Origin of the sequence: Tessaracoccus aquimaris, assembly GCF_001997345.1 — a bacterium.
GTDB lineage: Bacteria > Actinomycetota > Actinomycetes > Propionibacteriales > Propionibacteriaceae > Arachnia > Arachnia aquimaris.
Genome location: NZ_CP019606.1, coordinates 3,887,309 through 3,908,516, shown reverse-complemented (window position 1 = coordinate 3,908,516; position 21,208 = coordinate 3,887,309). Strand labels below are relative to the sequence as shown.

Annotated in this window: 17 protein-coding genes, 1 tRNA gene and 2 pseudogenes; 6 read left to right on the top strand and 14 right to left on the bottom strand. The window is 70.5% G+C overall.

Annotated features, from left to right (window positions below):
• The first annotated feature begins 87 nt into the window (after positions 1-87).
• From BW730_RS17785 to BW730_RS18365, 5 genes are all read left to right on the top strand, one after another.
• The gene (locus BW730_RS17785) at positions 88-573 is read left to right on the top strand and encodes a SixA phosphatase family protein (RefSeq protein WP_158522727.1); all 486 of its coding nucleotides are present in this window, start codon (positions 88-90) and stop codon (positions 571-573) included.
• 136 nt (positions 574-709) lie between these two features.
• A complete protein-coding gene (locus BW730_RS17780) occupies positions 710-1,834 on the top strand; it encodes an ammonium transporter (RefSeq protein WP_335340866.1) in 1,125 nt (374 codons plus the stop codon).
• A complete protein-coding gene (locus BW730_RS20210; RefSeq protein ID WP_335340901.1) occupies positions 1,771-2,037 on the top strand; it encodes a hypothetical protein in 267 nt (88 codons plus the stop codon). The genes BW730_RS17780 and BW730_RS20210 overlap by 64 nt, the downstream gene beginning before the upstream one ends.
• Positions 2,034-2,372, top strand: coding sequence for a P-II family nitrogen regulator (locus BW730_RS17775; protein WP_077687437.1), 339 nt, complete (start codon positions 2,034-2,036; stop codon positions 2,370-2,372). The genes BW730_RS20210 and BW730_RS17775 overlap by 4 nt, the downstream gene beginning before the upstream one ends.
• A gap of 178 nt (positions 2,373-2,550) precedes the next feature.
• Positions 2,551-2,964 carry a GyrI-like domain-containing protein gene (locus tag BW730_RS18365; protein ID WP_158522726.1) on the top strand — a complete coding sequence of 138 codons (414 nt, stop codon included), beginning with the start codon at positions 2,551-2,553 and terminating at the stop codon, positions 2,962-2,964.
• A gap of 4 nt (positions 2,965-2,968) precedes the next feature.
• Here the strand turns inward: BW730_RS18365 and BW730_RS17765 are convergent, their stop codons facing one another.
• The 7 genes and pseudogenes from BW730_RS17765 to BW730_RS17735 form a co-directional block, all read right to left on the bottom strand.
• Complete coding sequence (locus BW730_RS17765; protein WP_226996900.1) at positions 2,969-4,051, bottom strand: winged helix DNA-binding domain-containing protein; 1,083 nt, start codon at positions 4,049-4,051, stop codon at positions 2,969-2,971.
• A 31-nt stretch (positions 4,052-4,082) separates the two neighbouring features.
• Positions 4,083-5,431, bottom strand: a pseudogene (locus BW730_RS17760) (flavin monoamine oxidase family protein).
• 161 nt (positions 5,432-5,592) lie between these two features.
• Positions 5,593-5,665: transfer RNA gene (locus BW730_RS17755), tRNA-Thr, on the bottom strand.
• Between the two features lie 46 nt (positions 5,666-5,711).
• Entirely contained in the window at positions 5,712-6,818 is a 1,107-nt protein-coding gene (locus BW730_RS17750) for an alpha/beta hydrolase (RefSeq protein WP_077687434.1), read from the bottom strand.
• Positions 6,758-7,366: a hypothetical protein gene (locus BW730_RS17745; RefSeq protein WP_077687433.1), complete on the bottom strand. Its 609-nt coding sequence runs from the start codon at positions 7,364-7,366 to the stop codon at positions 6,758-6,760. Before BW730_RS17745 ends, BW730_RS17750 begins: the two co-directional genes overlap by 61 nt.
• Positions 7,363-8,106, bottom strand: a complete 744-nt coding sequence (locus BW730_RS17740) for a PSP1 domain-containing protein (RefSeq protein WP_418082056.1) — start codon at positions 8,104-8,106, stop codon at positions 7,363-7,365. The genes BW730_RS17745 and BW730_RS17740 overlap by 4 nt, the downstream gene beginning before the upstream one ends.
• Before the next feature lie 161 nt (positions 8,107-8,267).
• Complete coding sequence (locus tag BW730_RS17735) at positions 8,268-9,362, bottom strand: DoxX family protein (protein WP_077687431.1); 1,095 nt, start codon at positions 9,360-9,362, stop codon at positions 8,268-8,270.
• Positions 9,363-9,374: 12 nt separating this feature from the next.
• On the opposite strand from BW730_RS17735, the gene BW730_RS17730 reads away from it, so the two are divergent.
• Positions 9,375-9,860 carry a hypothetical protein gene (locus BW730_RS17730; protein WP_077687430.1) on the top strand — a complete coding sequence of 162 codons (486 nt, stop codon included), beginning with the start codon at positions 9,375-9,377 and terminating at the stop codon, positions 9,858-9,860.
• A gap of 192 nt (positions 9,861-10,052) precedes the next feature.
• Here BW730_RS17730 and BW730_RS17725 read toward each other — a convergent pair whose 3' ends face one another.
• The 7 genes and pseudogenes from BW730_RS17725 to BW730_RS17695 form a co-directional block, all read right to left on the bottom strand.
• Entirely contained in the window at positions 10,053-11,201 is a 1,149-nt protein-coding gene (locus BW730_RS17725; protein WP_077687429.1) for a DNA polymerase III subunit delta', read from the bottom strand.
• Positions 11,202-11,234: 33 nt separating this feature from the next.
• A complete protein-coding gene (locus BW730_RS17720; RefSeq protein ID WP_077687428.1) occupies positions 11,235-12,143 on the bottom strand; it encodes a sulfite exporter TauE/SafE family protein in 909 nt (302 codons plus the stop codon).
• 229 nt (positions 12,144-12,372) lie between these two features.
• Positions 12,373-12,992: pseudogene (gene tmk, locus BW730_RS17715) on the bottom strand (dTMP kinase).
• Positions 12,993-12,996: 4 nt separating this feature from the next.
• Positions 12,997-14,379: a hypothetical protein gene (locus BW730_RS17710; protein ID WP_077687426.1), complete on the bottom strand. Its 1,383-nt coding sequence runs from the start codon at positions 14,377-14,379 to the stop codon at positions 12,997-12,999.
• An 18-nt stretch (positions 14,380-14,397) separates the two neighbouring features.
• Positions 14,398-17,061, bottom strand: coding sequence for a type I DNA topoisomerase (gene topA, locus BW730_RS17705; RefSeq protein WP_077687425.1), 2,664 nt, complete (start codon positions 17,059-17,061; stop codon positions 14,398-14,400).
• Positions 17,062-17,159: 98 nt separating this feature from the next.
• Positions 17,160-19,205, bottom strand: coding sequence for a gluzincin family metallopeptidase (locus BW730_RS17700; RefSeq protein WP_145952960.1), 2,046 nt, complete (start codon positions 19,203-19,205; stop codon positions 17,160-17,162).
• Between the two features lie 423 nt (positions 19,206-19,628).
• The gene (locus BW730_RS17695) at positions 19,629-21,104 is read right to left on the bottom strand and encodes a DUF7059 domain-containing protein (RefSeq protein ID WP_226996898.1); all 1,476 of its coding nucleotides are present in this window, start codon (positions 21,102-21,104) and stop codon (positions 19,629-19,631) included.
• Positions 21,105-21,208: the final 104 nt, after the last annotated feature.

Below are 21,208 nucleotides of genomic sequence, written 5' to 3'. Positions count from 1 at the left end.
GCGTTCTCCCCCGGCGGGTCGCGCGTCGACCACTGAATGCTGCTCAACGCCCACCCCACCCGAGCGCCTCGCACTACAGTCGTCGGCATGCGACGACTGGTGCTGATGCGGCATGCGAAGACCGAGTCCCACAACCTGGACGGCGACCACTCCCGACACCTGACAAAGGGCGGGATCCAGGACGCGCAGGACGCAGGCGTCGCGCTCAGGGCGCTCGGGATCGACTCGGCGCTCGTGTCGACCGCCACCCGAACACGCGAGACGTTCACGCACCTCGGCCTCGACGTGGCGCCCCACTTCCTCGACGACCTCTACTTCGGAGGCACCGACACCGCCGCCCGGCTGATCGCCGCGACGCCAGACACGACGCAGGCGCTGCTGGTTGTCGGGCACGCCCCGACCATCCCCGACCTCGCGGCCACGCTGCTGTTCGCCTCCGACCCGTCGGAGGCAGACGGCGTCGGCGGCTGGTTCCCGACGTCCGCGTACTCGACGTTCACCTTCGACGGTTCCTGGAAGGACCTGTTCGGCGACTCCCCGCTCGGCTACGAGGGCACCGTCCGCCGGCACTGACCAGAAGCCTCCCCAGGCGTGGGCAACACGGCCGTAACCAACGCGTCCCAACTCGTTACGCAATCAGGCGGATCGCTAACTCCACCGTTACGTGACGACGATTCTCCCGAAATCTGGCCGCTGTTGGATCGGTCACATGGAAATCCTCGACATCGACACCGGCGACACCGCCTGGGTCCTGGTCAGCGCAGCGCTGGTCCTCCTGATGACCCCCGGTCTGGCCTTCTTCTACGGCGGCATGGTGCGCGCGAAGAGCGTGCTCAACATGCTGATGATGTCGATCGCAACCATGGGCATCGTCGGTGTCCTGTGGGTCGTGATCGGCTACTCCATGGCGTTCGGCGACTCGCTCGGCGGGTTCCTCGGCAACCCATTCCAGTACGCCTTCCTCGACGGCCTGATGTCCCCGGAGAAGGTCACCTTCACCATCCCGGCGCTCGTCTTCGCCGGCTTCCAGGCGGCGTTCGCGATCATCGCGGTCGCCCTGATCTCCGGGGCGGTAGCCGACCGGATGAAGTTCTCCGCGTGGGCAGTGTTCGCCGCGGTGTGGGCGCTGCTCGTCTACTTCCCCGCCGCGCACTGGGTGTTCTCCTTCGACGGCGGCACCGCCGAGAAGGGCGGCTTCATCGCGAACTCCATCAAGGCCATCGACTTCGCGGGCGGCACCGCCATCCACATCAACGCCGGCGCTGCGGCCCTGGCCCTGTGCCTGGTGCTCGGCCCTCGGCTCGGCTTCGGCAAGGTGCCGATGCGTCCGCACAACCTGACGCTTGTGATGCTTGGCGCCGCGCTGCTGTGGTTCGGCTGGTTCGGCTTCAACGCAGGCTCCGCGCTCGGCGCCAACGCCACGGCGGGCGTCGCCTGGATCAACACCCTCGCAGGTGCGGCCGCCGCGATGCTCGGCTGGCTGCTCGTGGAGCGCCTGCGTGACGGCCACGCCACCAGCCTCGGCGCCGCGTCCGGCATCGTCGCTGGCCTGGTCGGCATCACCCCGGCCGCGGCCTCCGTCAGCCCACTCGGCGCGCTGGTCGTCGGCCTCGCCGCAGGCGTGGCGTGCGCCTTCGCGATCGGGCTGAAGAACCGCTTCGGCTACGACGACTCGCTCGACGTGGTCGGCGTCCACCTCGTCGGCGGCCTGGTCGGCACCCTGCTGATCGGCCTGCTCGCCGACCCCGCCTCCCCGCGGGCGCCGCGGGGCTGTTCTACGGCGGCGGCGTCGACCAACTGTGGCGTCAGTTCGCCGGGGCGGCGATCGTCCTGATCTACTCCTTCGTGGTCACCTTCGCCATCGCGAAGGTCCTCGACAAGGTGATGGGCCTGCGGGTCGCCGACGCGGTGGAGACGCAGGGCATCGACACGGCCGAGCACGCCGAGTCCGGCTACGACCTGAGCCACATCGGCTACTCCACCTACGGCGTCCGTCAGACGCTGATCGTTCCCGCCCTTGAGGAGGTCGACGCATGAGGCTCGTCACCGCAATCGTCCAGCCCACCATGATGACCCACGTCCAGATCGCGCTCGCCCAGCACGGCATCGCGGGCATGACCGTGACCGAATGCTCCGGCTACGCCAGGCAGCGCGGCCACAAGGAGATCTACCGCGGGGCCGAGTACACCATCGACTTCATCACGAAGGCCAAGATCGAGGTGCTGGTCGAGGACGCCGAGGTCGAGGGGGTGATCGGGGTCATCACCGCCGCGGCACGCACCGGCGCCGTCGGCGATGGGAAGGTCTGGTCGACCCCCGTCGACGAGGTCGTCCGAATCCGCACCGGGGAGAAGGGGTCGGCTGCCATCTGAGCCCATCTCCCGTCGGGCGCCGAGCGGAAATCTCCGCCCGGCGCCCCGTCGCGTCGAGAGGGGCAATAGGCTCGCCCTGAGCCAAAGGAGCCACCATGTCCACCACTCTCATCGCGTCCGGGCGGGCTGGCCCGAGCCGGCCATCCTCGACGGCGTCACCCCCGTCGCGACCCTCGTGGTGCGCCACGACGACGTCACCGTCGCCGACCTACCCACGCTCTTCGACGCCGACTACCCGAGGGTCGCCGAGGCCGCCACGGACGCCGACCTGCCGCTGGTCGGCCCGGCCCTGGCCTGCTTTCGGGGCGATCTCACGGGTCGATTCGCCATCGAGATCGGGTTCCCGGTGGTCGCCGCAGCGAACGCGGGTGCTGGCATCGAGTCGTCGCACCTGCCCGGCGGCCGGGTCGCGGTGCTGACGCACACTGGGCCCTACGACCAACTTCCCGAGGCGTGGGGCCGGTTGATGGCCTTCCTCGCGGAGCAGGGGGTCGAGCCAGCCGAGCCATGCGGCGAGGTCTACGTCACGGATCCGACGCCGAGCACCGACCCGGCGACCCTGCGCACCGACCTGTTCATCGCCCTGCGCTGATCACCTAGTCGCCCGCGAACGGGAACGCCGCGAAGCGCGCCGCCAACCGCTTGCGGGCCGCGTCGGTGATCGGCTCGAACTCCTCGATCTCCAGGGAGCGCCTGCCCGGGCGACCCGCGCGCGCCCAAGTGCCGCGCACCCGGCCGCCGATGAGCACGGTGCGTCGGAACACCCCGTTGTTGCCGGGCACCAGCCGGCTGTGGTGGGTCGCCGACATCGCGAAAAGGCGGTCCTGGTAGCCGAGGATGTACTCGTCGAAGCCTGGAAGCAGCAGCGGGGCCGACGACGCACGGGCCTGAGCCTGGGCCTCGTCGAGAAGGCCGGGGCGCCAGTACGACGGCTCGTCCGCCCCGTCCGTCTCAAGCCGGTCGACGATCAGCGGCAGCGCACGCCGGATCTCGCCGAGTGTCAGTTTCGTCCACCACGCGAAGTCCCGCAGCGTGGCGGGCCCGTGGCTCGTGAGGTAGCGCAGCAGGAACTCCGCGACGGCGGGGAGTCGCTCACCGCCGAACCGTTCAGCGAGGCCGGGGATGCCCGGCAGCCACTGCTCGACCAGAACGACATCCTGCTCCGAGCCGTTCCACGGGCCGTAGGCCGCGACGCCGTCGGCGATCAGCGTGAAGAGCAGGTGGTAGCCGCGGCCACCCTTCGGGGCAAGTCCCGCCGCGTCCCAGATTTCGAACAGTTCCGGGCGGGAGAGCGGACCGTCGGCGAGGACCTCCTCCGCGATGCCGCGGGCGCGGCCCAGTTGCTCCTCGTCGAGGCCTAACTGGTGGCGGCGCGCGGCAGCGGCACGCAGCGAGGGGGCCGCGCACAACGCGGTGACCCAGGACAGGTCCTCGGCGGCCATCAGGAACACGGTGCCGCGCATCGGATAGCCGCGCACAAGGCGGCGTTCCGCCAGGTCGTCGAACACCGCGGCGACTGCCTCGCCCGTGGAGCGCAGCGCGGCGGAGGCGAGCACGCCGGGCAGGTCCTGGCCCTGCATCGCGCCGAAGGCGGCGACGGCGGCAGCGGGCGACGCGAAGGACGGCGCGGTCAACGACTGCGCGACCATGCGGCTGCGGGTGAGCGGAGGTAATGCCACCCGCGTCACCTTACTGGCAGGCGCGGACGGTTCAGGCGAGCTCGCGCGCGACGGCCGCGGCGACCTCACGGCCGGAGCGCACCGCGCCCTCCATGTAGCCGTTGAAGCGGGTCGCGTACTCGGCGCCCGCCCAGTGCAGCACGCCCTCCGGCTCGGCGAGGATGGGACCGTTGGTGGTCCACACGCCGGGAGAGAAGTGTGCGCCGTGGCAGCCGCCGGTGAAGCGTTCGCTCGACCAGTTGCGTTCGATGTAGGCGACCGGCTTGGCAGCGGTCGCGCCGAACGTCCGCACGACGGAGTCGACGAAGGCCCGCTCCCGCAGCGTCACGGAGCGCCGCGACAGCGAGTCGGCGTCGGCTCCCTCGAAGAAGCCCATCAGGTGGCCCCGGTTGGAGTTGTCCGCCGTGGTGTCGAACGTGACGCGCACCGCGCCCTCGTCGGCGCTGGACTGGCCGGAGAAGCCCTTGTCGCGCCAGAACGGGTGGTCGTAGATCAGGAACGCCTTGATCACGTTGCCAGGGGCGACCTTCTCGGCAGCCTCCCTGCGCCACAGCGGAAGCGGCGGGTCGTAGTCGAGTTGCACCGCGAGCCGCGGAGGCAGCGTCGAGATGACCTGACGGGCCTGGATCTCCTCGCCGTCGGCGAGGGTCAGGGTCGCCTCACGGTCGCCGTAGCTGACCTTGACGACCTCGGACTCGATCCGGACGACGTCGCCCAACCGCTCGGCGAGCGCGTCGGTGACCCGGGCCATGCCGCCCTCGACGCGCTTCTGGTGCAGGCCGCCGTTGCTGGCGAGCATCGTCTCAAGGTCGGGGCCGGAGTTGACCTGGTGCAGGCCCTCGAGCAGCGTCGCGCCCTTTGGCATGGGGCCGAACGCGGCGGTGTAGACCTCTGAGAAGCGGCGCTGGGCGCCCTGCGTGCGCAGGTTGGTCGAGACCCACCTGCGGAGATCCTGGTTGAGCCACGCGTCGTTGGACTGGCGCCAGGCGGCGTCGTCGCGCAGCCTCTCCGCGAGTCGGCGAAGGCGCAGCAGGCCCTGGCCGAGGTCGGAGACCTCGAAGGGGGTGAGCGCCGGGGTCTCGTCGGACGAGGGGACCTCGAGGGCCTGGCCGCGGAGCCGCACCACGAGGTTGCCCTTCGCGGGGAGCCCGATGGTTTCCAGCCCGAGGTCGTCGATGATCTCGCCGAGCGCGTCAAAACCCGGCCCGATCCACTGACCGCCGAGCTCGACGTACCCGCCGTCGCTCAGGACTCTGTTTTCGACGCGCCCCCTACGCGGTCGCGGCCCTCAAGCACGACGACCTTCAGACCCCGGTCCACGAGGTACTGAGCGGCCACGAGTCCAGCCAAGCCGGCCCCGATGATGGCGCAGTCCAACACGAGTCCCTCCTTCTGCACACCGACCACGGATAATTCCCCGTGGAAGTGCTGCCAAGCCTACAAGGAGCACCCGGCCAATCCCCTGAGGGTCCGGCTTAACGAGCGTTCCACAAGCCAAGAGAAACGGGACGAATCGTCTGGAGGATTCGTCCCGCTGTCCGAGCCGCCCACGGGAATCGAACCCGTGACCTACGCTTTACGAGAGCGTCGCTCTACCGACTGAGCTAGGGCGGCAGCAGGACGGAACTATACCGAACCGTCCACCGGTTTGACGAACCGGCTACTTACAGGTTGTGCCCTCCTTGGGCGTCTTGCCCTCGTTGAGGTAGTTGTCCACGGCCTTGGCGATGCACTCGTTGGGGCCGGTGACGGCGCCGTGTCCGGCACCGTCGAGGGTGAGTAGCGTCCCCGAGTCGAGCTGCTTCGACATCGACACGGCCTGCTGATAGGGGGTGGCGGAGTCCCCCGTCGTGCCGACCACCAGGATCGGCGGGGCGCCCGCCGCGGTGAGTTTGAGTTGGGGCGCGGACTTTGCGGTCCAGAACTGGCAGGTGTAGCTGGTGCCCATGTTGGGGGCAAGGACCGGGGCGTCCTTGAAGGTGTCGCGCCATTCCTGCAGCACCGGGCCGGCCCCCTCGTCGACGGCGTCGGCACAGGCCATCGCGGGGAAGGCGTAGGCGATGGTCTCGTAGCCGTTGTCGTAGCGGCCGTTCATCTCGTCCGCCGCCAGCAGCAGCGGCCCGCCGTTGCCCGCCATGGCGGCCCCGATGACCTCGGCGAGCGTCCGGTAGCCCGTCTCGTCCACATAGAGGAAGTAGGCGATGCCACTGGCGGCAAGCGTCTGGGTGAGCGTGCGGCCTCCGACCTTGATGGGGTTGGCGTCGAGCCCACTGAGCAGCGTCTGGATGTCCTTGTCGATCTGCTCCTGTGAGTCGCCGAGGTCGCACAGGTCGGACTCGGCGCACCACTTGGTGAAGTTGTTCAGCGCCAGTTCGAAGCCCGCCACCTGCGGCACCTCGTCCTTGCCTGTGATGTCGACGGCGGCGTCCAGGATCAGCCTGCCGACGGAGCCGGTGAACAGTTGCGCATAGGTCGCACCGACGTAGGTGCCGTAGGAGACGCCCACGTAGTTGAGCTTCTCCGCGCCGAGCAGGTGACGCAGCAGGTCGAGGTCGCGCACCACGTCAATGGTGGTGATGTGGTCGAGCAACGCGCCGGACCCATCGCGGCACTGCTTCGCGAAGGCCGCGCCGCCCTCCTCGAGTGCCTTGTTCTCGGCGTCGTCGTCTGGGCTGCCATCGAGATCCATGACGGCATCGGTCTGCTTCAGGCCCCCGCACACGACGTGGGTGGAGTCCCCGGTGCCGCGCGGGTCCCAGCCCACCACGTCGAAGTTCTGCCAGCGCTGCGCCGTGCCCTCCGCGAAGCCCTGGCCGCCGAAGCCGGGGCCCCGGGGTTGAGGAACAGGGGCCCGCGTGAGGAGTCACCGTTGGGAACCCGACGCACGGCGACCTCGATGGCGTCACCCTCGGGCTTGTCCCAGTCGAGTGGGGCCTTGATCTTGGCGCACTGAGACGTGTCGGAGTCGGCGCACAGTTCCCAGTTGACGACCTGCGTCGCGTAGGCGTTGTAGTCGCCGAGCGACTTCTCGAACTCGACGCGGGGGGTGCCCTGGGCCGCGTAGTCGAGCAGTCGGTCGCGGTTCTCGTTCTTCTTGGCGGGGAAGGTCTCGTACTCGGAGACCTTCTTCTCCGGCACGCCTGGCATCCTGGCGCCCGCGGGCACCGGCTTGGGCGTCACGGGCCCCACCGTCGAGGGTGACGCAGGAACGTCACGACTCTGGCCCTGGATCAGATTTCCCAGAAAAAGGCTGACGACGAGCGCGATCGCGAGGGTCGCGAGGATGATCTGGGTGACCTGAATGGACCTCTTCATGCGTCTCCAAGCGATAGTCGTGCCGTGCGCCTCGAACATACCGACTCGAGTGGGCAACGCACGATTTCTCCGGCGCTCGTCCGGATCCGGACCTCGCCCGCCGGGACGCAATGCCCGATCACCCTGCCCGTGGCGCCGTCGTCGAGGGCGACCTGCTCCCCTACGGACGGGGCCCTCCGGTGGAAGTCCTCGTACAGCGGATGCTCGTATTTGAGGCAGCACATCAGCTTGCCGCAGGCGCCGGCGATCTGCAGCGGGTTCGACGGAAGCGACTGCACCTTCGCAAGCCGCATCGACACGGGCTCGAAGTCGGTGAGGAAGGTCGTGCAACAGAACTCGCGGCCGCAGGAGCCGATGCCGCCGATCAGCCGCGCGGCGTCCCTCGCGCCGACCTGACGCAGGTCGATCCGGGACTGCAGCGCGCGGGCCAGGTCGCCGAGCAACTGACGAAAGTCGACGCGGTGCGGGGCCGTGTAATAGACCGCCACGAGCCGGTCATACTTGTCGGACCGATCGAGGAAGTCGATGCCGACGACCTTCATGGGGAGCCCGTGTTGGGCGATCAAGTCCCGGGCGGTGCGCGCCGCGTCGCTGCGGATCTCACGGTTGCGCGCGTCGCGGTCGTGGTCGGCGTCCGAGGCGGGGCCCGCGCAGCGGGGCAACTCCCCGAAGGTCGTGTCTGTGTGTTCGGGTGCCCAGACGCACTGCGCCAGTTCCGGCCCGTCGGCAGTGGGATACATGACCCAGTCGCCGACGCTGTAGTCGCGCTCTCCTGGGTCCAGATAGTGCAGTTGGCCGTACTTCTCGAACGAGACGGCCATCACCCGTGACATGGGTAGAGCCTAACTGGCGCGGCAAAGCAAACGACCCCCGGCATGGCCGGGGGTCGCTCGTCGGGTGATCAGGAGCGCTTCGCGAGCTTCGAGTTCCAGCGGGCCTTCGAGATGGCGCCGTCGATGCCGACCTTTCCGCCACCGATGGCGAACAACAGGATGCCGATTGCGGCGAGGATCAGGTCCTTGTCGCCGTGGAAGCCCTCCATGTTGGCGGAGAAGATGGAGAACTGACCCCAGCGCAGGAACGCGAGCGAGGCGCCGGCGATCGCGGCAAGCAGCAGGCCGACGATGCGGACACCGAGCCCGAGGACCAGCAGCACCGCCATCACGGCGAGCGTGAAGCCGAGGCCCCAGGCGATCTCGCGCGGGTAAGGCAGCGCGGTCTGGCCGAGGTAGTCCGCGGTCGCCGAGACGTTGCCGAGGATCTGGTAGGCGGCAACGCCGAGCACGAAGGCGGTGACCAGGCGCAGCACGAGGAGGCCGAAGCTACCGAAGCCGCTGACGCCTGGACGGCGGGCGGAGTTGAGGTCGCGCTGTGCGTTGGCCTCGGAGGTGGCCACCAGGCCGAGGCGCTGGTCGCGGGCCTCCTTCTCGAGGCGCAACTGCTCCGCACGGCGCTCCTCCTCTGCGGCCTCCGCCTCGAGACCAGCGGAGGTGTCGATGACCTGGGTGTGGTCGTCGTCGCGGTACAGGCCTGCCATGGGGGTCGCGCCTGCGGCGGCGGCCGCCGCGACGGGGGCGACCACCAGCGTCTCGGTCGACTCTGCCTCGGTGACGGGGGTGTCGTCCGCGGGACGGCCGAAGGTCTCCGCATCGACGGTGAGTGGTCGCTGCCTTGTCTCGGTCATGTCCTCTTCCTCGGTTGGCTCGGTCACGGCGGTCTCGGTAGCGCTGGCCGCAGCGGGGGCCTCGTCGACGGTCTCGTCGGTTGCCGCGGCGACGACGCTCTCCTCGGCGGGCTCGGCGACCGGCTCGGGCTCGGCGAACGGCTCGGGGTCGGCGAACGGCTCGGGGTCGGCGACCGCCGTCGCGTCGGCGGAGGGCTCGGACGCCTCGACAGGCTCGGCGAACGGCTCCGACACGGGCTCGGAGGCGTGGGCTGTGGGGACCCCTGCGACGGTCCCGGACGCCTCGACAGGCTCGGCGAACGGCTCCGACACGGGCTCGGAGGCGTGGGCTGTGGGGACCCCTGCGACGGTCCCGGACGCCTCGACAGGCTCGGCGAACGGCTCGGGCTCCGCAAACGGCTCGGGGTCGGCAACCGCCGCCGCGTCGGCGGGGGGCTCGGACGCCTCGACAGGCTCGGCGAACGGCTCGGGCTCGGCGAACGGCTCGGGCTCGGCGTACGGCTCGGGGTCGGCGACCGCCCCGGGTCGGCTGGGGGCGCGGACGCCTCGACAGGCTCGGCGAACGGCTCCGGCTCGGCGAACGGATCGGCCTCGGTCTCGGACGCCTCGACAGGCTCGGCGAACGGCTCGGGCTCCGCGTACGGCTCGGGGTCGGCGACCGCCCCCGGGTCGACTGGAGGCTCGGACGCCTCGACAGGCTCGGCGAACGGCTCCGGCTCCGCCTCTGACGCGACGGACGGCTCGGCGATCGGGTCCTGGTCGGCCGGGGCGGGGGGCGTCGGCACGGGAACGCGCTGCTCGGCCGAGTAGTCGTCCCACTCGGCCGGCTCGACGGGAACGCCGTAGTCGTCCTGAGCCTCGGACCAGTCGTCGGCCTCGCGGGGGGTGCCTTCTTGCACCCACTCGTTGTTCGGCATGTCTCGATCCCCTATCCCTGGGCAGTCTTGCACCCAATCTTGGCACCGCATGGCACCGACTCTCGGGGGGACACGCCCGCTCTGCTCAGGTGCGACCGGCCAGAGACAGCGAAATCAGCAGCGCCTCGAACGCGAGCAGCGGCGCGACGTTGCCCTCGAGGGCGGTGCGGGCCTGCAGGATCGCGTCGAGGGCATGCACGGTCTGCTCGGGTGTCGACCGGCGCGCGATGGGCTCGATCTCGTCGGCCAGGTCGGAGTTGACCAGCGCGACGCCGGGGGCGGTCTGGGCCGCCAGCACGTCGCGGAAGTAGCCCGTGAGTTCGGTCAGCACCCGGTCGAGCGCGTCGCGTTGCAGTCGCTTGGCGCGCGCCTTCTGCTGGTCCTCGAGGTCCCGGATGGCGGCCTGCGCGTTGCGCGGCTTCGCGCCGCGACCGCCGAGCCCCAACATCTCCTGGAGCGTCGCCATCTCCTTCGCGTCGAGTTCGGCGGTCGCCTGGGCGGCCTCCTGCGCGGACGACTCCACCAGGTTGTGCGCCGCGTCGAGGCACGCCGTCACCGACGTCAGCCGGCCGGGCAGCGAGAGGATCTCCCGGCGCCTGATCCGGGCCTCCTCGTTGCGGGCCAACATCCGGGCGCGGCCCACATGCCCCTGAGCGGCCCGCGCCGAGTGCGCGGCAAGCGCCGGGGCGACCCCGTCGCGCTGTTCCAGGAGCGCCGCGACGGCCTGGTCGCTCGGGGTGACCAGCCTGATCACCCGACTCCGGGAGCGGACGGTGATGATGACGTCGTCGGGGCTCGGCGCGCACAGCAGCCACACGGTGCGCGGCGCAGGCTCCTCGAGGCCCTTGAGCAGGGCGTCTGCCCCGCGCTCGGTGATCCGGTCGGCGTCCTCGACCACGACGATCTGGTAACGCCCCTTCACGGGGGACACGTTTGCCCTGCCGACCAGCGCGCGGACCTCATCGACGCCGATCGAGAGTTGCTCGGTTCGAAGCAGCGTGACGTCCGGGTGGGCCCCCGACAAGGTGGTGCGGCACTCGTTGCACTCGCCGCAGCCACCCCTGGGGCACTGCAGGGCCGCCGCGAACGCCTTGGCGGCGTTGGATCGGCCAGACCCGGGCGGCCCGACGAACAGCCAGGCGTGGGTCATGGCGTGGCGTCGACCGTCGACGGCGCGGCGCAGCGTCTCGACGGCCCGCTCCTGCCCGATCAGTTCGGAGTACACGTCACCCATGGGGCCACCCTTCGTCAGGGCACCATCCTGCCATCACGCGACGACGGCATCATCCTCGCTGGCGGCCGCGGCCCTGGCCTCAGCCTTGGCTCGCAGGTGCGCCCGCACGGCCCAACCGACGGCGGCGGCCCCGACGGCGAAGGCCGCCACGAAGGCGGGGGCGTGCAGCCACTGCGGGGCGTCGAAGGCCTTCAGCAGAGAGCGCACGTTGACGATGACGATGGCAGCACCCGCGGCCGAGCCCAGCACCCTCGGCGGGAGGTGACGAACCAGCCAGGCGGCGATGGGGGCGGCGACGAGTCCGCCCGCGAGGAGCGCGAGGGCCATGCTCCAGACGATGCCCTCGCTGCCGAGCCCGATCAGGAACCCGAGGCTCGCGGCGATCGCGACGAGGAACTCGCTCGCGTCGATGGTGCCGATCACCTTGCGTGGCTCCATCCGTCCGCTCGCAAGCAGCGCGGGAGTTCCGACGGGCCCCCAACCGCCGCCGCCCGTCGCGTCGACGAATCCGGCGAAGACGCCGAGCGGGGCGAGGAACCTGGTCTGCAGGCGCCTGCCGAGGTTGCGGGTGGAGATGCCGAAGAACGTGAAGCGGACGAGGACATAGGCGCCGAGAGCGAGGAGGATGAGTGCCATCACGGGGGTGGCGGCCTCGGTGCTCAGCTTGGAGAGCACCGTCGCGCCGAGGAAGGCCCCCACCGCGCCGGGGATGCCGATCCGGGCGACGACCTTCCAGTCGACGTTGCCGAACCGGTGGTGTGAGACTCCCGAGGCGAGAGTGGTGCCGATCTCGGCGAGGTGGACGGTCGCCGACGCGGTGGCCGGGTTGGTGCCGATGGCGAGCAGCAGGGTGGTGGAGGTGACGCCGTAGGCCATCCCCAACGACCCGTCGACGAGTTGGGCGGCGAGGCCGACGAGGGCGAGCAGAACGAGTTTGAGCATGATTTCTTCCTGGGTGCGAGTGACGGTCGGGGGATCGTCAGGCGCGACACAGGGCGCTGGAGACGCGCATGTAATCGACCGCACGTCGGGCGGTCAGGATGCGCTGTCGCAGCGGGGTCATGCCGGGAAGTCAAACACGCGCGGCGGCGCTTGGGAACCGCCGAAGTGCGTTCCTGGACGGCATTTCGCTGAGCGAGGAACGCCGGAATAGGCAGGGGGTCTGCGGTGTTCAGGCCAGGTCTGCGAGCAGCGCCGAGACCCGTTCCCGGATGGCGGCGGCGATCGCCTCGCGGGTGTCGCGCGCGTTCAAGACCAGGAAATGGCCCGGGTCGGCCGCGACCTGGTCGAGGAAGAAGGCCCGCGCGCGGTGGTGCAGGTCGAGGCCCGCCTGTTCGAGGCGGTCCTTGTCCGCGATCCGGGCGACCGCCTCGTCGGGGTCGGCGTCGAGCAGCACCGTCAGGTCGGGCCGGAGCCCTCCTACGGCCCACCAGCCGATGTGGGCGATGTCGTCCATCTCGAGTTCCCGGCCCGCGCCCTGGTAGGCGATCATCGACAGCACGTAGCGGTCGCTGACGACCACCTCCCCGCGCTGCAGTGCGGGGGCGATCACCTCGTGGACGTGCTGGGCCTTGTCTGCGGCGTACATCAGGGCCTCGGCCCTGGGCGACACGTCCCCGAAGACGGGGTCCAGGACGAGGCGGCGCAGTTCGGCGCCGACCTCGGTGCCGCCGGGCTGCCGGGTGGTGCGATGGGGGATGGCCTCCGTGGTCAGCCACCGGTCGAGCAGGTCGACCTGGGTGCTCTTGCCGACCGAGTCGCCCCCTCGAACACCACGAACAGTCCGCTCATCGACTCACTTCCGCTTCTTCTCCGCCTTGGCGAGCACCTTGCGCGCCGCGACCACCCGGTCGGGCCACCGTCGGATGAACTGGGCGCGGCGTTCCCGCACGCCAGAGCGGCGGCGTTCCGCGTCGAGCCCCAACTGGTAGGCCTGCTCGGCGGACAGCCCGTCGAGTTCCGGGTCACCGGCAAGCGACCCGACCGCAGAGCCTCGCAGATCGTCGAGCAGGTCTTCAAGTTGGTTGAGGAGCCTGCCCATCGCCTTGGGGAACAGCGGGGCGGCGACCCCGGCCGCCACGTCGAGCTGCTCGGCGGCCCGCAGCGCCGCCTGCCACTTGTCGTCGGGCGAGGTGACGCCGAGGGCCCGGCAGCGGTCGGCGAGGATGTAGGTGGCCTGTTCGGCGCGTTCGAAGAGCACCTCCGCCGCCGGTCGCTGCGACAGGTCACCCAGGCGCGGCGCGAGGACGGACCCGACGAGCGCGTCGAGCACGTCGAGGACGGCGGGCTCGAGGTCGGCGGCGGACTCGAAGGGCAGGCCGCTGAGCCGCTGCTCGAGAGACTCGCGCCAGGCGGGCTCCAGGACGGGCGCGAGGCCGCGCAGGTCGCGCCCGAAGGCCCACAGCGCCGCGTTGAGGTCGGCCAGGTCGTCGCGGTCCTCGGCGCGCCTGGCGAGATCGGCGAGCAGGATCGACTGCAGGTGCCCCGCGAACACCTCGGTGGCGAACTCCTCCAGCGTGAAGTCACGTCGAAGGGCCTGCGGCAACGGGTAGTTCGTCAGGCCGGTCGCGGGCGCCCCGAGCCTCTGCTGCAGCGTCGGGAAGCTGTCGACCACGATCGCGTTGACGGCAAGCGCCGCGCTGAGCAGGAACTCGCGCTGCTGCCCCGTCAGCGCGCGGGTCGGGGTGACGGTGATCTCGCGGTAGCGCGCGGTCGTGATGCCGCTGCGTCGGATGGTGACCTTCTCGTCCTTGACGTAGGCCGCGATCTCGCCGTCGTCGTCGCGCAGGGCCCATTCGTCGCGCTCGGAGTGAAGGCCCGCGATGGTGCCGAGCACGCCGTGTCGCGCGAACGGGCGGATGTAGCTCGCGAACTCATCGGGCAGGTCGCCGCTGTGCCCGAGCGGCTCGATGCGCTCGTCGGGAAGGATCGGCGACCAGCGCGGGGCCGCGAGGTACCACTCCCCCAAGCCGCCGATGATGCGGTGCGCGACGATGACGCCGTCGCGCAGCAGCCTGCCGTCGGCGCAGTCCAGGACGGTGGCGTCCATCTCGAGGCTGGCCGCAGGGCGGTGCATGACGCGCGGCAGCCCCACCGCCTCCGAGGTCAGGTGCGGAGACTCGGAGCTGAATGGCACCTCCAGCCGGAGGACCTCCATCCGCTTGCGCTTGTTGGCCATGGCGTCAGACTAGTGCCGCTACGAGGCGCTCGACTTCCTGGTCGCGGGCTTCTTCGCGGGGGCCTTCTTCGCGGGCGCCTTGCGGGCTGCCGGCTTGCGCTTCGGGGCGGGCCCCTTGGCGCGCTTCTCCGCGATCAGTTCGAAGGCCCGCTCTGGCGTGATCTCCTCCGGCGAGTCGTCCCGACGCAGCGTGGCGTTGGTCTCACCGTCGGTGACGTACGGGCCGAACCGGCCCGACTTGAGCACGACGGGCTTGGCGGAGACTGGATCGTTGCCGAACTCCTTCAGCGGCGCGGCGGCGGCCGCCCTTCCCCTGGTCTTCGGCTGCGCGTAGATCGCCAGGGCCTCCTCGAGCGTGATGTCGAAGATCTGATCCTCGCTCGTCAGCGACCTTGAGTCGGTGCCGCGCTTGAGGTACGGGCCGTAGCGGCCGTTCTGGGCGGTGATCTCGTTGCCCTCCGGGTCGGCCCCGACCACGCGCGGCAGGCTCATCAGCTTGAGCGCGGTGGGCAGGTCGACGGAGTCCAGCGACATCGACTTGAACAGCGAACCGGTGCGCGGCTTTGCCGACTTGGGCGCATCCTCGGGGAGCACCTCGGTGACGTAGGGGCCGTAGCGGCCGTTCTTGGCGACCACCATGTTCCCCGACTCCTCGTTGACGCCGAGCTCGCGCTCCGCGTCGAGGGGGTTGGCGAGCAGTTCCTCGGCGTGGGCCGCGGTCAGCTCATCGGGGGCGGTGTCCTCGGGCACGTTGGCGCGGCGACCGTCGGAGGCCTCGACGTAGGTGCCGTAGCGACCGACGCGCACGTCGATGCCGGAGTCGCCGAGCGGGAAGGTCGACAGTGCGCGGGCGTCGATGTCGCCGAGTTCGGTGACGAGCGTCTGGAGCCCCTGGTGCGCGTCGCCGTCGGGACCGCGGTAGAAGTCGGAGAGCACCTGGAGGCGCTTGGCGCGGCCCGCGGCGATCTCGTCGAGCTGGTCCTCGAGTTGCGCCGTGAAGTCGTAGTCGACCAGCTCCGAGAAGTGCTCCTCAAGCAGCCGGGTGACGGCGAACGCCAGCCACGTCGGCACCAGCGCGGAGCCCTTCTTGAACACGTAGTCGCGCGCCGTGATGGTGCGGATGATCGACGCGTAGGTCGAGGGTCGGCCGATCTCCAGTTCCTCGAGCTTCGCGACAAGCGACGGCTCGGTGTACCTGGCGGGCGGCCGGGTCTCGTGGCCTGCCGGCTCTGCCTTTGCGACGTCGAGGGCCTGGCCCTTCTCGAGGATGGGCAGGCGGGTCTGCGCGTCGTCCGAGGCGGAGTCGTCGTCGGTGCCCTGCACGTAGGCCTTGAGGAAGCCTGGGAACGTGATGGTGCGACCGGAGGCGACCAGCCCGATGTCCTTGGCGTCGTCGGCGGTGCCCGCGAGGGTCGCGTCGATCCGGATGGTGACCGACTCGCCGCGCGCGTCGGCCATCTGCGAGGCGAGCGTTCGGCGCCAGATGAGCTGGTAGAGCCGGAAGGTGTCGCCAACCAGGCCGGTCTCGTCAGGGTGCTGGAACGCGTCACCTGCGGGGCGGATCGCCTCGTGGGCCTCCTGGGCCGACTTCACCTTCGACGTGTAGACGCGCGGCTTCTCGGGGAGGAAACGCTCGCCGAAGAGGTCGAGGACCTGCTGGCGGGCGGCGTTGATGGCCTGCCCCGACAGCGAGATCGAGTCGGTTCGCATGTAGGTGATGAAGCCCTTTTCGTAGAGCTCCTGGGCGACCGACATGGCGCGCTGCGCGGAGAACCCGAGCTTGCGTCCGGCCTCCTGCTGCATGGTGGTGGTGCGGAACGGCTCGTAGGGGCGGCGCGTGTATGGCTTGGACTCGACGGAACTGACGACGGGCTTTGCCGCGTTCAGCAGTTCGGCGATCCGGCGGGCGGAGGCCTCGTCCAGCACGAGCAGTTCCTGGGACTTCGCCTTGCCGAGCGAGTCGAAGTCGCGGCCCTGCGCGATGCGGGTGCCGTCCAGGTCGACGAGGCGGGCAGGGAAGTTGCGCGGGTCGGCGTCGGCCCCGGCGTCGAGCGTGACGTCGAGATCCCAGTAGCCGGCGGGCACGAACGCGATCCGGTCGCGCTCCCGGTCGACGATGAGGCGGGTCGCCACGGACTGCACGCGGCCGGCCGACAGCTTCGGCATGACCTTCTTCCACAGCACCGGGGAGACCTCGTAGCCGTAGAGGCGGTCGAGGATGCGGCGGGTCTCCTGCGCGTCGACGAGGTCGACGTCGAGGTCGCGCGGGTTCTGGACCGCCTCGAGGATGGCGGGCTTGGTGATCTCGTGGAACACCATCCGCTTGACGGGCACCTTCGGCTTGAGTTCCTGCAGCAGGTGCCACGCGATGGCCTCGCCCTCGCGGTCACCATCGGTGGCGAGCAGGAGTTCGTCGACCCCGGCGAGCTTGGCCTTCAGGTCCTTGATGGTCGCCTTCTTCTCCGGCGAGACCACGTAGATGGCCTGGAAGTCATCGTCGACGTTGACGCCGGTGCGCGCCCACTTCTCACCCTTGTACTTGGCGGGCACCTCCGAGGCAGAGGTGGGCAGGTCGCGGACGTGGCCGCGGCTCGACTCGACGATGTAGTCGCGGCCAAGGTAACCGGCGATTTTGGTCGCCTTGGTCGGCGACTCCACGATCACGAGACGCTTGGAAGCCATCAGGAAGCACCCTCCGGGGTTGGAAACTCCTCGAACAATAGCCTGCGAGGTCAATGGGTCCCATCATCGGCTGCGTCAGCACCCGGTGGCCGCGCGGGTCAGCGGAGGTCGCCCGGAGGCGGCCCGGGAGGAAACGGCGTCGTCGCGGCCGGTTCGACCGCGGGCCGGCGTCGGCGAAGCAACGCGACGGCGAGAACGGTCAGTCCGCCGAGGGCGAGGACGGCCGCCGCGACCGTGGCGATCCCGAGCAGCCCGGAGATTCGGGACTGGCTGGCCGCCGTCCGGGCGTGCCGGTCGGCGGCGGCGAACTCGCCGTCGGAGAAGGCGGCCCGGGAGGCGTCGACCTGGGCGTCGGTGCCGAGGATCGCCTCGCCGAGTTCGGAGACCGGGTCGCCGGCCTCCTCGACCGCCCGGGTGGCGTCGTCCACCTCGGCGACGGAGTCGATGGCGGCGCGGATCGCCTTGCCCGACTCCTGGTAGCCGCTCGGGACGTCTGCCGACTCGTAGCCCTCCCGCAACGATGCAGGCAGATCGAGGGCGGCGGCGGCCGCGTCGTCCTGCAGTTGTCCCGCAGCGGCGGCGGTGGCGTCGAGGTCGCCCATCAACTCGTCGGCGTCCGAGAACTGCCAGTCGGTCATCAGCCACCTGAGGCCCTTCGGGGGCTGCCATGCGCCGTCGGAGCCGTCGATCGCGCGGTAGAGCTTCCTCGACTCGGCCCTCTCGTCGAGCAGCGCCGAGGCGCCCTCGTCAAGGATCCAGGTCCGGTAGGTGGCGTCCGCCGAGGCGTTGCCCCCGCGGTCCTCGACCAGGTCGAGGAACCGTCTGGTGCCGGTGCCGGACCTGTTGAGGGTGCTTCCGGGCCGCTCGTAGGCCGACTCGCCACCGAGCGCGGCGGAGACCACCTCCGCGAAGGACTCGTCGTCGAGGTCGCCGATCAGTTCTTCGACCGCCGCGTAGGCGGCCGGGTAGCCGTAGCTGTCCGTCTCGCCTGCCCGGCCTTCCGGATCGCTCCACGTCGACAGCTTGAACGCGCCCTTCCCCGTCGGGCTCGGGGCCGTTGGCGGGTCTTCGGTGCCTCCGATCGTCGGCCCGATCCGGGTGGCGACCACCTCGGCGAGGCCCTCCTGGAGCCACCGGTCACCGATCCGGTTGTGGTTGAACCACACGTGCGACGCCTCGTGGACGAGCAGATGGGTGTCCAACTCCTCCCCGAGCAGGATCTCGTTGGTCGCCGCGTTGAACCAGGCGTAGCCGGTGACGGTCGGCGACACGTCCTCGACGACGGTGTCGAGCCCTCCCGGCCACGGCGTGCCGGTCAGCCGCTCCAAGTGGGGCACGGCCGCGGTGAGCTTGTCGGCGACGAAGTCGGACCAGGCGTCATCGCCGGGGAAGCTGAGCAGTCGGACCGTGTCGCCCCCGATGGTGACGGTGGCCTCGCCCGCCAGGTCGTGGTCGCGGAGGGTGACGAACTCCCAGATGCCGAGGTCGTCAGTGGCCTTGGTCGACTTCCAGGCCGTGGTCGCACCGGAGCGGGTCTCCGTGAAGGCGTCGGAGGAGGCGTGGAACTCGTAGCTCTTCGGCGCGACGACCTCGACGCTGGTGTGTCCCGCCTCCCCCGTTGCCGACGTGATGAACGCCGCGTACCCCTTGCCGACCCGCGACAGGTCGCTCGAGCGGATGTCCGCTCCTTGCAGGTCGTAGGTCAGCGAGATGGATCTCGTCTTGCCGTAGCGCAGTTCGGGAAAGGAGATCGCCGCCGTCTGGATGTCCTGGAAGGCGGGGTCCGGAGCCTTCTCGAGGCTGACGTTGAGGCTGCGGCCGTTCGACGTGGCGCGGAGGTTCTGGGTGCCGGTCGGCACCGCCACGAGGTAGCGGGTGAAGTAGTAGTAGCGAACGCCTCCTGAGGTGCGCACGTCTGGCACGGTGTTGCGGAGCGTCAGGTCGACGGTGACCTTGACGGGGCTGCCGTCGGCCGCCACGACGTAGCGGGTGTCGTTGGTCTCGAAGAGCCCGTCGTCTTCGGCGAGCGCCCCGCCCGGGGTCGCCAGCCAGAGGGCGCCCGCGAGCACGGCGAGCATCGTGGCGAGCGCCGCCCGTCGTCGCGTCGTCCGGCCCGTCCTGGCTGAGGATCCATTCGTGCCCATCGGTCTCCCGTTCCCTTGCGCGGATCCTAGCCAGGCGCACCGACATCGTCGCCCGTTTCGCGCGAGGCGTCACCCTTTGATCCAGCCTCGGGCCAGACCGATTCGGCTGCGTTGGTCCACGTCATCGCCACTGCCTGGCTGGACGCCGGAAGCGGCGGGGGCTCCGCTCCGACTCGGCTGCGGTCAGACTCGGCGGGGGTGCGCGACGCCGCGGCTGTGTGCGGCTGTGCGCGACGCCGCGGCGGTGCGCGACTCTGCGTTGAGCAGTAGTCGTTGTTCGTTGCGTCGGGTGCCGCATTTTCGCGATCCAATCGTCAACGAGTTACGGATGCTGCTCAAGCCCTCCGGTCGCGGGCACCAGATGACGCCCGGAGACGGGGTCGGGAAGGGCGCACCGTCACTCGACGCGCATCGGCTGTCGCGTCAGACGATCCGCAGGAGTTGGTCGAGCAGCGCCTTGCGCACCTCGGGCAGCACGCCCGCGGCCAGCTCTGCCGGGTCGACCTCCAGGACGGCGGCGACCGCGGCAACCACCTGACCGAGCGTCAGGTCACCGTCGAGCGCCCCCAGGACCGCGGCGAGCGCGGTGTCGGCCTTGACGGCGCGCAGCAGCCCGACGCGCTGCCGGAACACCACGTGCTCAGGGTCCTCGGCGCCGGGGCGTCCGATCATCTCCTGTTCCACGTCGACCAGCATGGGGCGGGCGGCCAGCAGTTCACCGACGGGCAGCAGCGAGGCCGTGACGGCCTCGGCGTTGCGCGCGAAGACGTCACCGACCGGCTGTGCGACCGCGTGCGGCCAACTCTCGAACCGCAGGTGCGGCTCGGCCCGTTCGGCGCGGGTGATCTGGACCCAGCCCATCCCGACGGAGCGGATGCCAAGCCGGTCGAAGTAGGCAAGCCACTCGTCATAGGCGGAACGCCAGCGCGGGGTGCCCGCCAGCCCGGCGTCCGTCAGCCACATCTCGATGTAGGAGTAGACGTCAAGGCGCTCCCGCTCGATGAACCACGCGTCGCAGCCCTCCGGCACCCAGTCGCGCAGCCGCTCCTCCCACGGGCCGTCGAGGATCGCCCAGTTGGTGAGCAGTTGCAGCGAGCCGCCGGGGTTGAGGTGATCGGCCGCGCCGCGCACCAGCGTCTCGACGAGACGGTCGCCCTCGAAGTTCGCCTCGCGGTAGGTGAGGGTCTCGGCCTCCGCGCTGGGCGGGCTCATCACGAACGGCGGGTTCGACACGATCAGGTCGAACCTCTCGCCGGTCACCGGCTCGTACAGGGACCCGGCGCGCAGGTCGACGTCCGCAACGTTGAGTGCGGCGGTCAGCGCCGCGAGGTCGAGGGCCCGGGCGTTGACGTCGGTGCCGACGACGTGGGTGGCGTGCCTGCCGAGGTGCAGCGACTGCACGCCGCAGCCGGTGCCGAGGTCGAGCGCCGACGCGACCGGCGTGCGGGCGGTGATCTGCGCGAGGGTCGTCGACGCCGGGGAGACGCCGAGCACGTAGTCGGGGCGAGTCGGCGTCATGTTGAGGTCGAGGCCCGGGGTCAGGTCGCTGACGACCCAACCGGAGGCCCCATCGTCGGGAGAGCCATAGGGCCGGATGTCGACGTCGGCAGCCAGGTTCTCGCCCTCCGGCGACAGGTACCCGGCCGCGGTCAGCGACTCGACGTCGATTACCCCTGCCAGGTCGGCCCGCGGGACGCGGCGCTGCAGCAGGAACAGCCGGATCAGGGCGGCGAGGGGGTCGCGTGCGCCGCCGAGGGCAACGTCGGCGGGGACGGTCATGTTGCGGCCGAGGCCGTCCTGCCCCGCCTCACCGATCCGGTCCAGGACGGCGTCGACGGTGTAGCAGGCGGCGAGGAGGTCGGCGCGCAGGCGCCCCGCATCGATGGTGGTGTTCGGCACCCCGTCATCCTAGGCCGAGTGCGCCGCCGTCCCCTGCCCTCAGCGCGGAGCAGCCGGCCCCCGGTAACGGCACCGGGGGCCGGATCTCACTGCCATGGGCAGGC

Coding starts and splice junctions, on each gene's coding strand:
- BW730_RS17785 (WP_158522727.1), top strand. CDS start 88: ATGCGACGACTGGTGCTGATGCGGCATGCGAAGACCGAGTCCCACAAC.
- BW730_RS17780 (WP_335340866.1), top strand. CDS start 710: ATGGAAATCCTCGACATCGACACCGGCGACACCGCCTGGGTCCTGGTC.
- BW730_RS17775 (WP_077687437.1), top strand. CDS start 2,034: ATGAGGCTCGTCACCGCAATCGTCCAGCCCACCATGATGACCCACGTC.
- BW730_RS17745 (WP_077687433.1), bottom strand. CDS start 7,366: ATGAAGAGGTCCATTCAGGTCACCCAGATCATCCTCGCGACCCTCGCG.
- BW730_RS17740 (WP_418082056.1), bottom strand. CDS start 8,106: ATGTATCCCACTGCCGACGGGCCGGAACTGGCGCAGTGCGTCTGGGCA.
- BW730_RS17725 (WP_077687429.1), bottom strand. CDS start 11,201: ATGGGTGACGTGTACTCCGAACTGATCGGGCAGGAGCGGGCCGTCGAG.
- BW730_RS17720 (WP_077687428.1), bottom strand. CDS start 12,143: ATGCTCAAACTCGTTCTGCTCGCCCTCGTCGGCCTCGCCGCCCAACTC.
- BW730_RS17710 (WP_077687426.1), bottom strand. CDS start 14,379: ATGGCCAACAAGCGCAAGCGGATGGAGGTCCTCCGGCTGGAGGTGCCA.
- topA (WP_077687425.1), bottom strand. CDS start 17,061: ATGGCTTCCAAGCGTCTCGTGATCGTGGAGTCGCCGACCAAGGCGACC.
- BW730_RS17700 (WP_145952960.1), bottom strand. CDS start 19,205: ATGGGCACGAATGGATCCTCAGCCAGGACGGGCCGGACGACGCGACGA.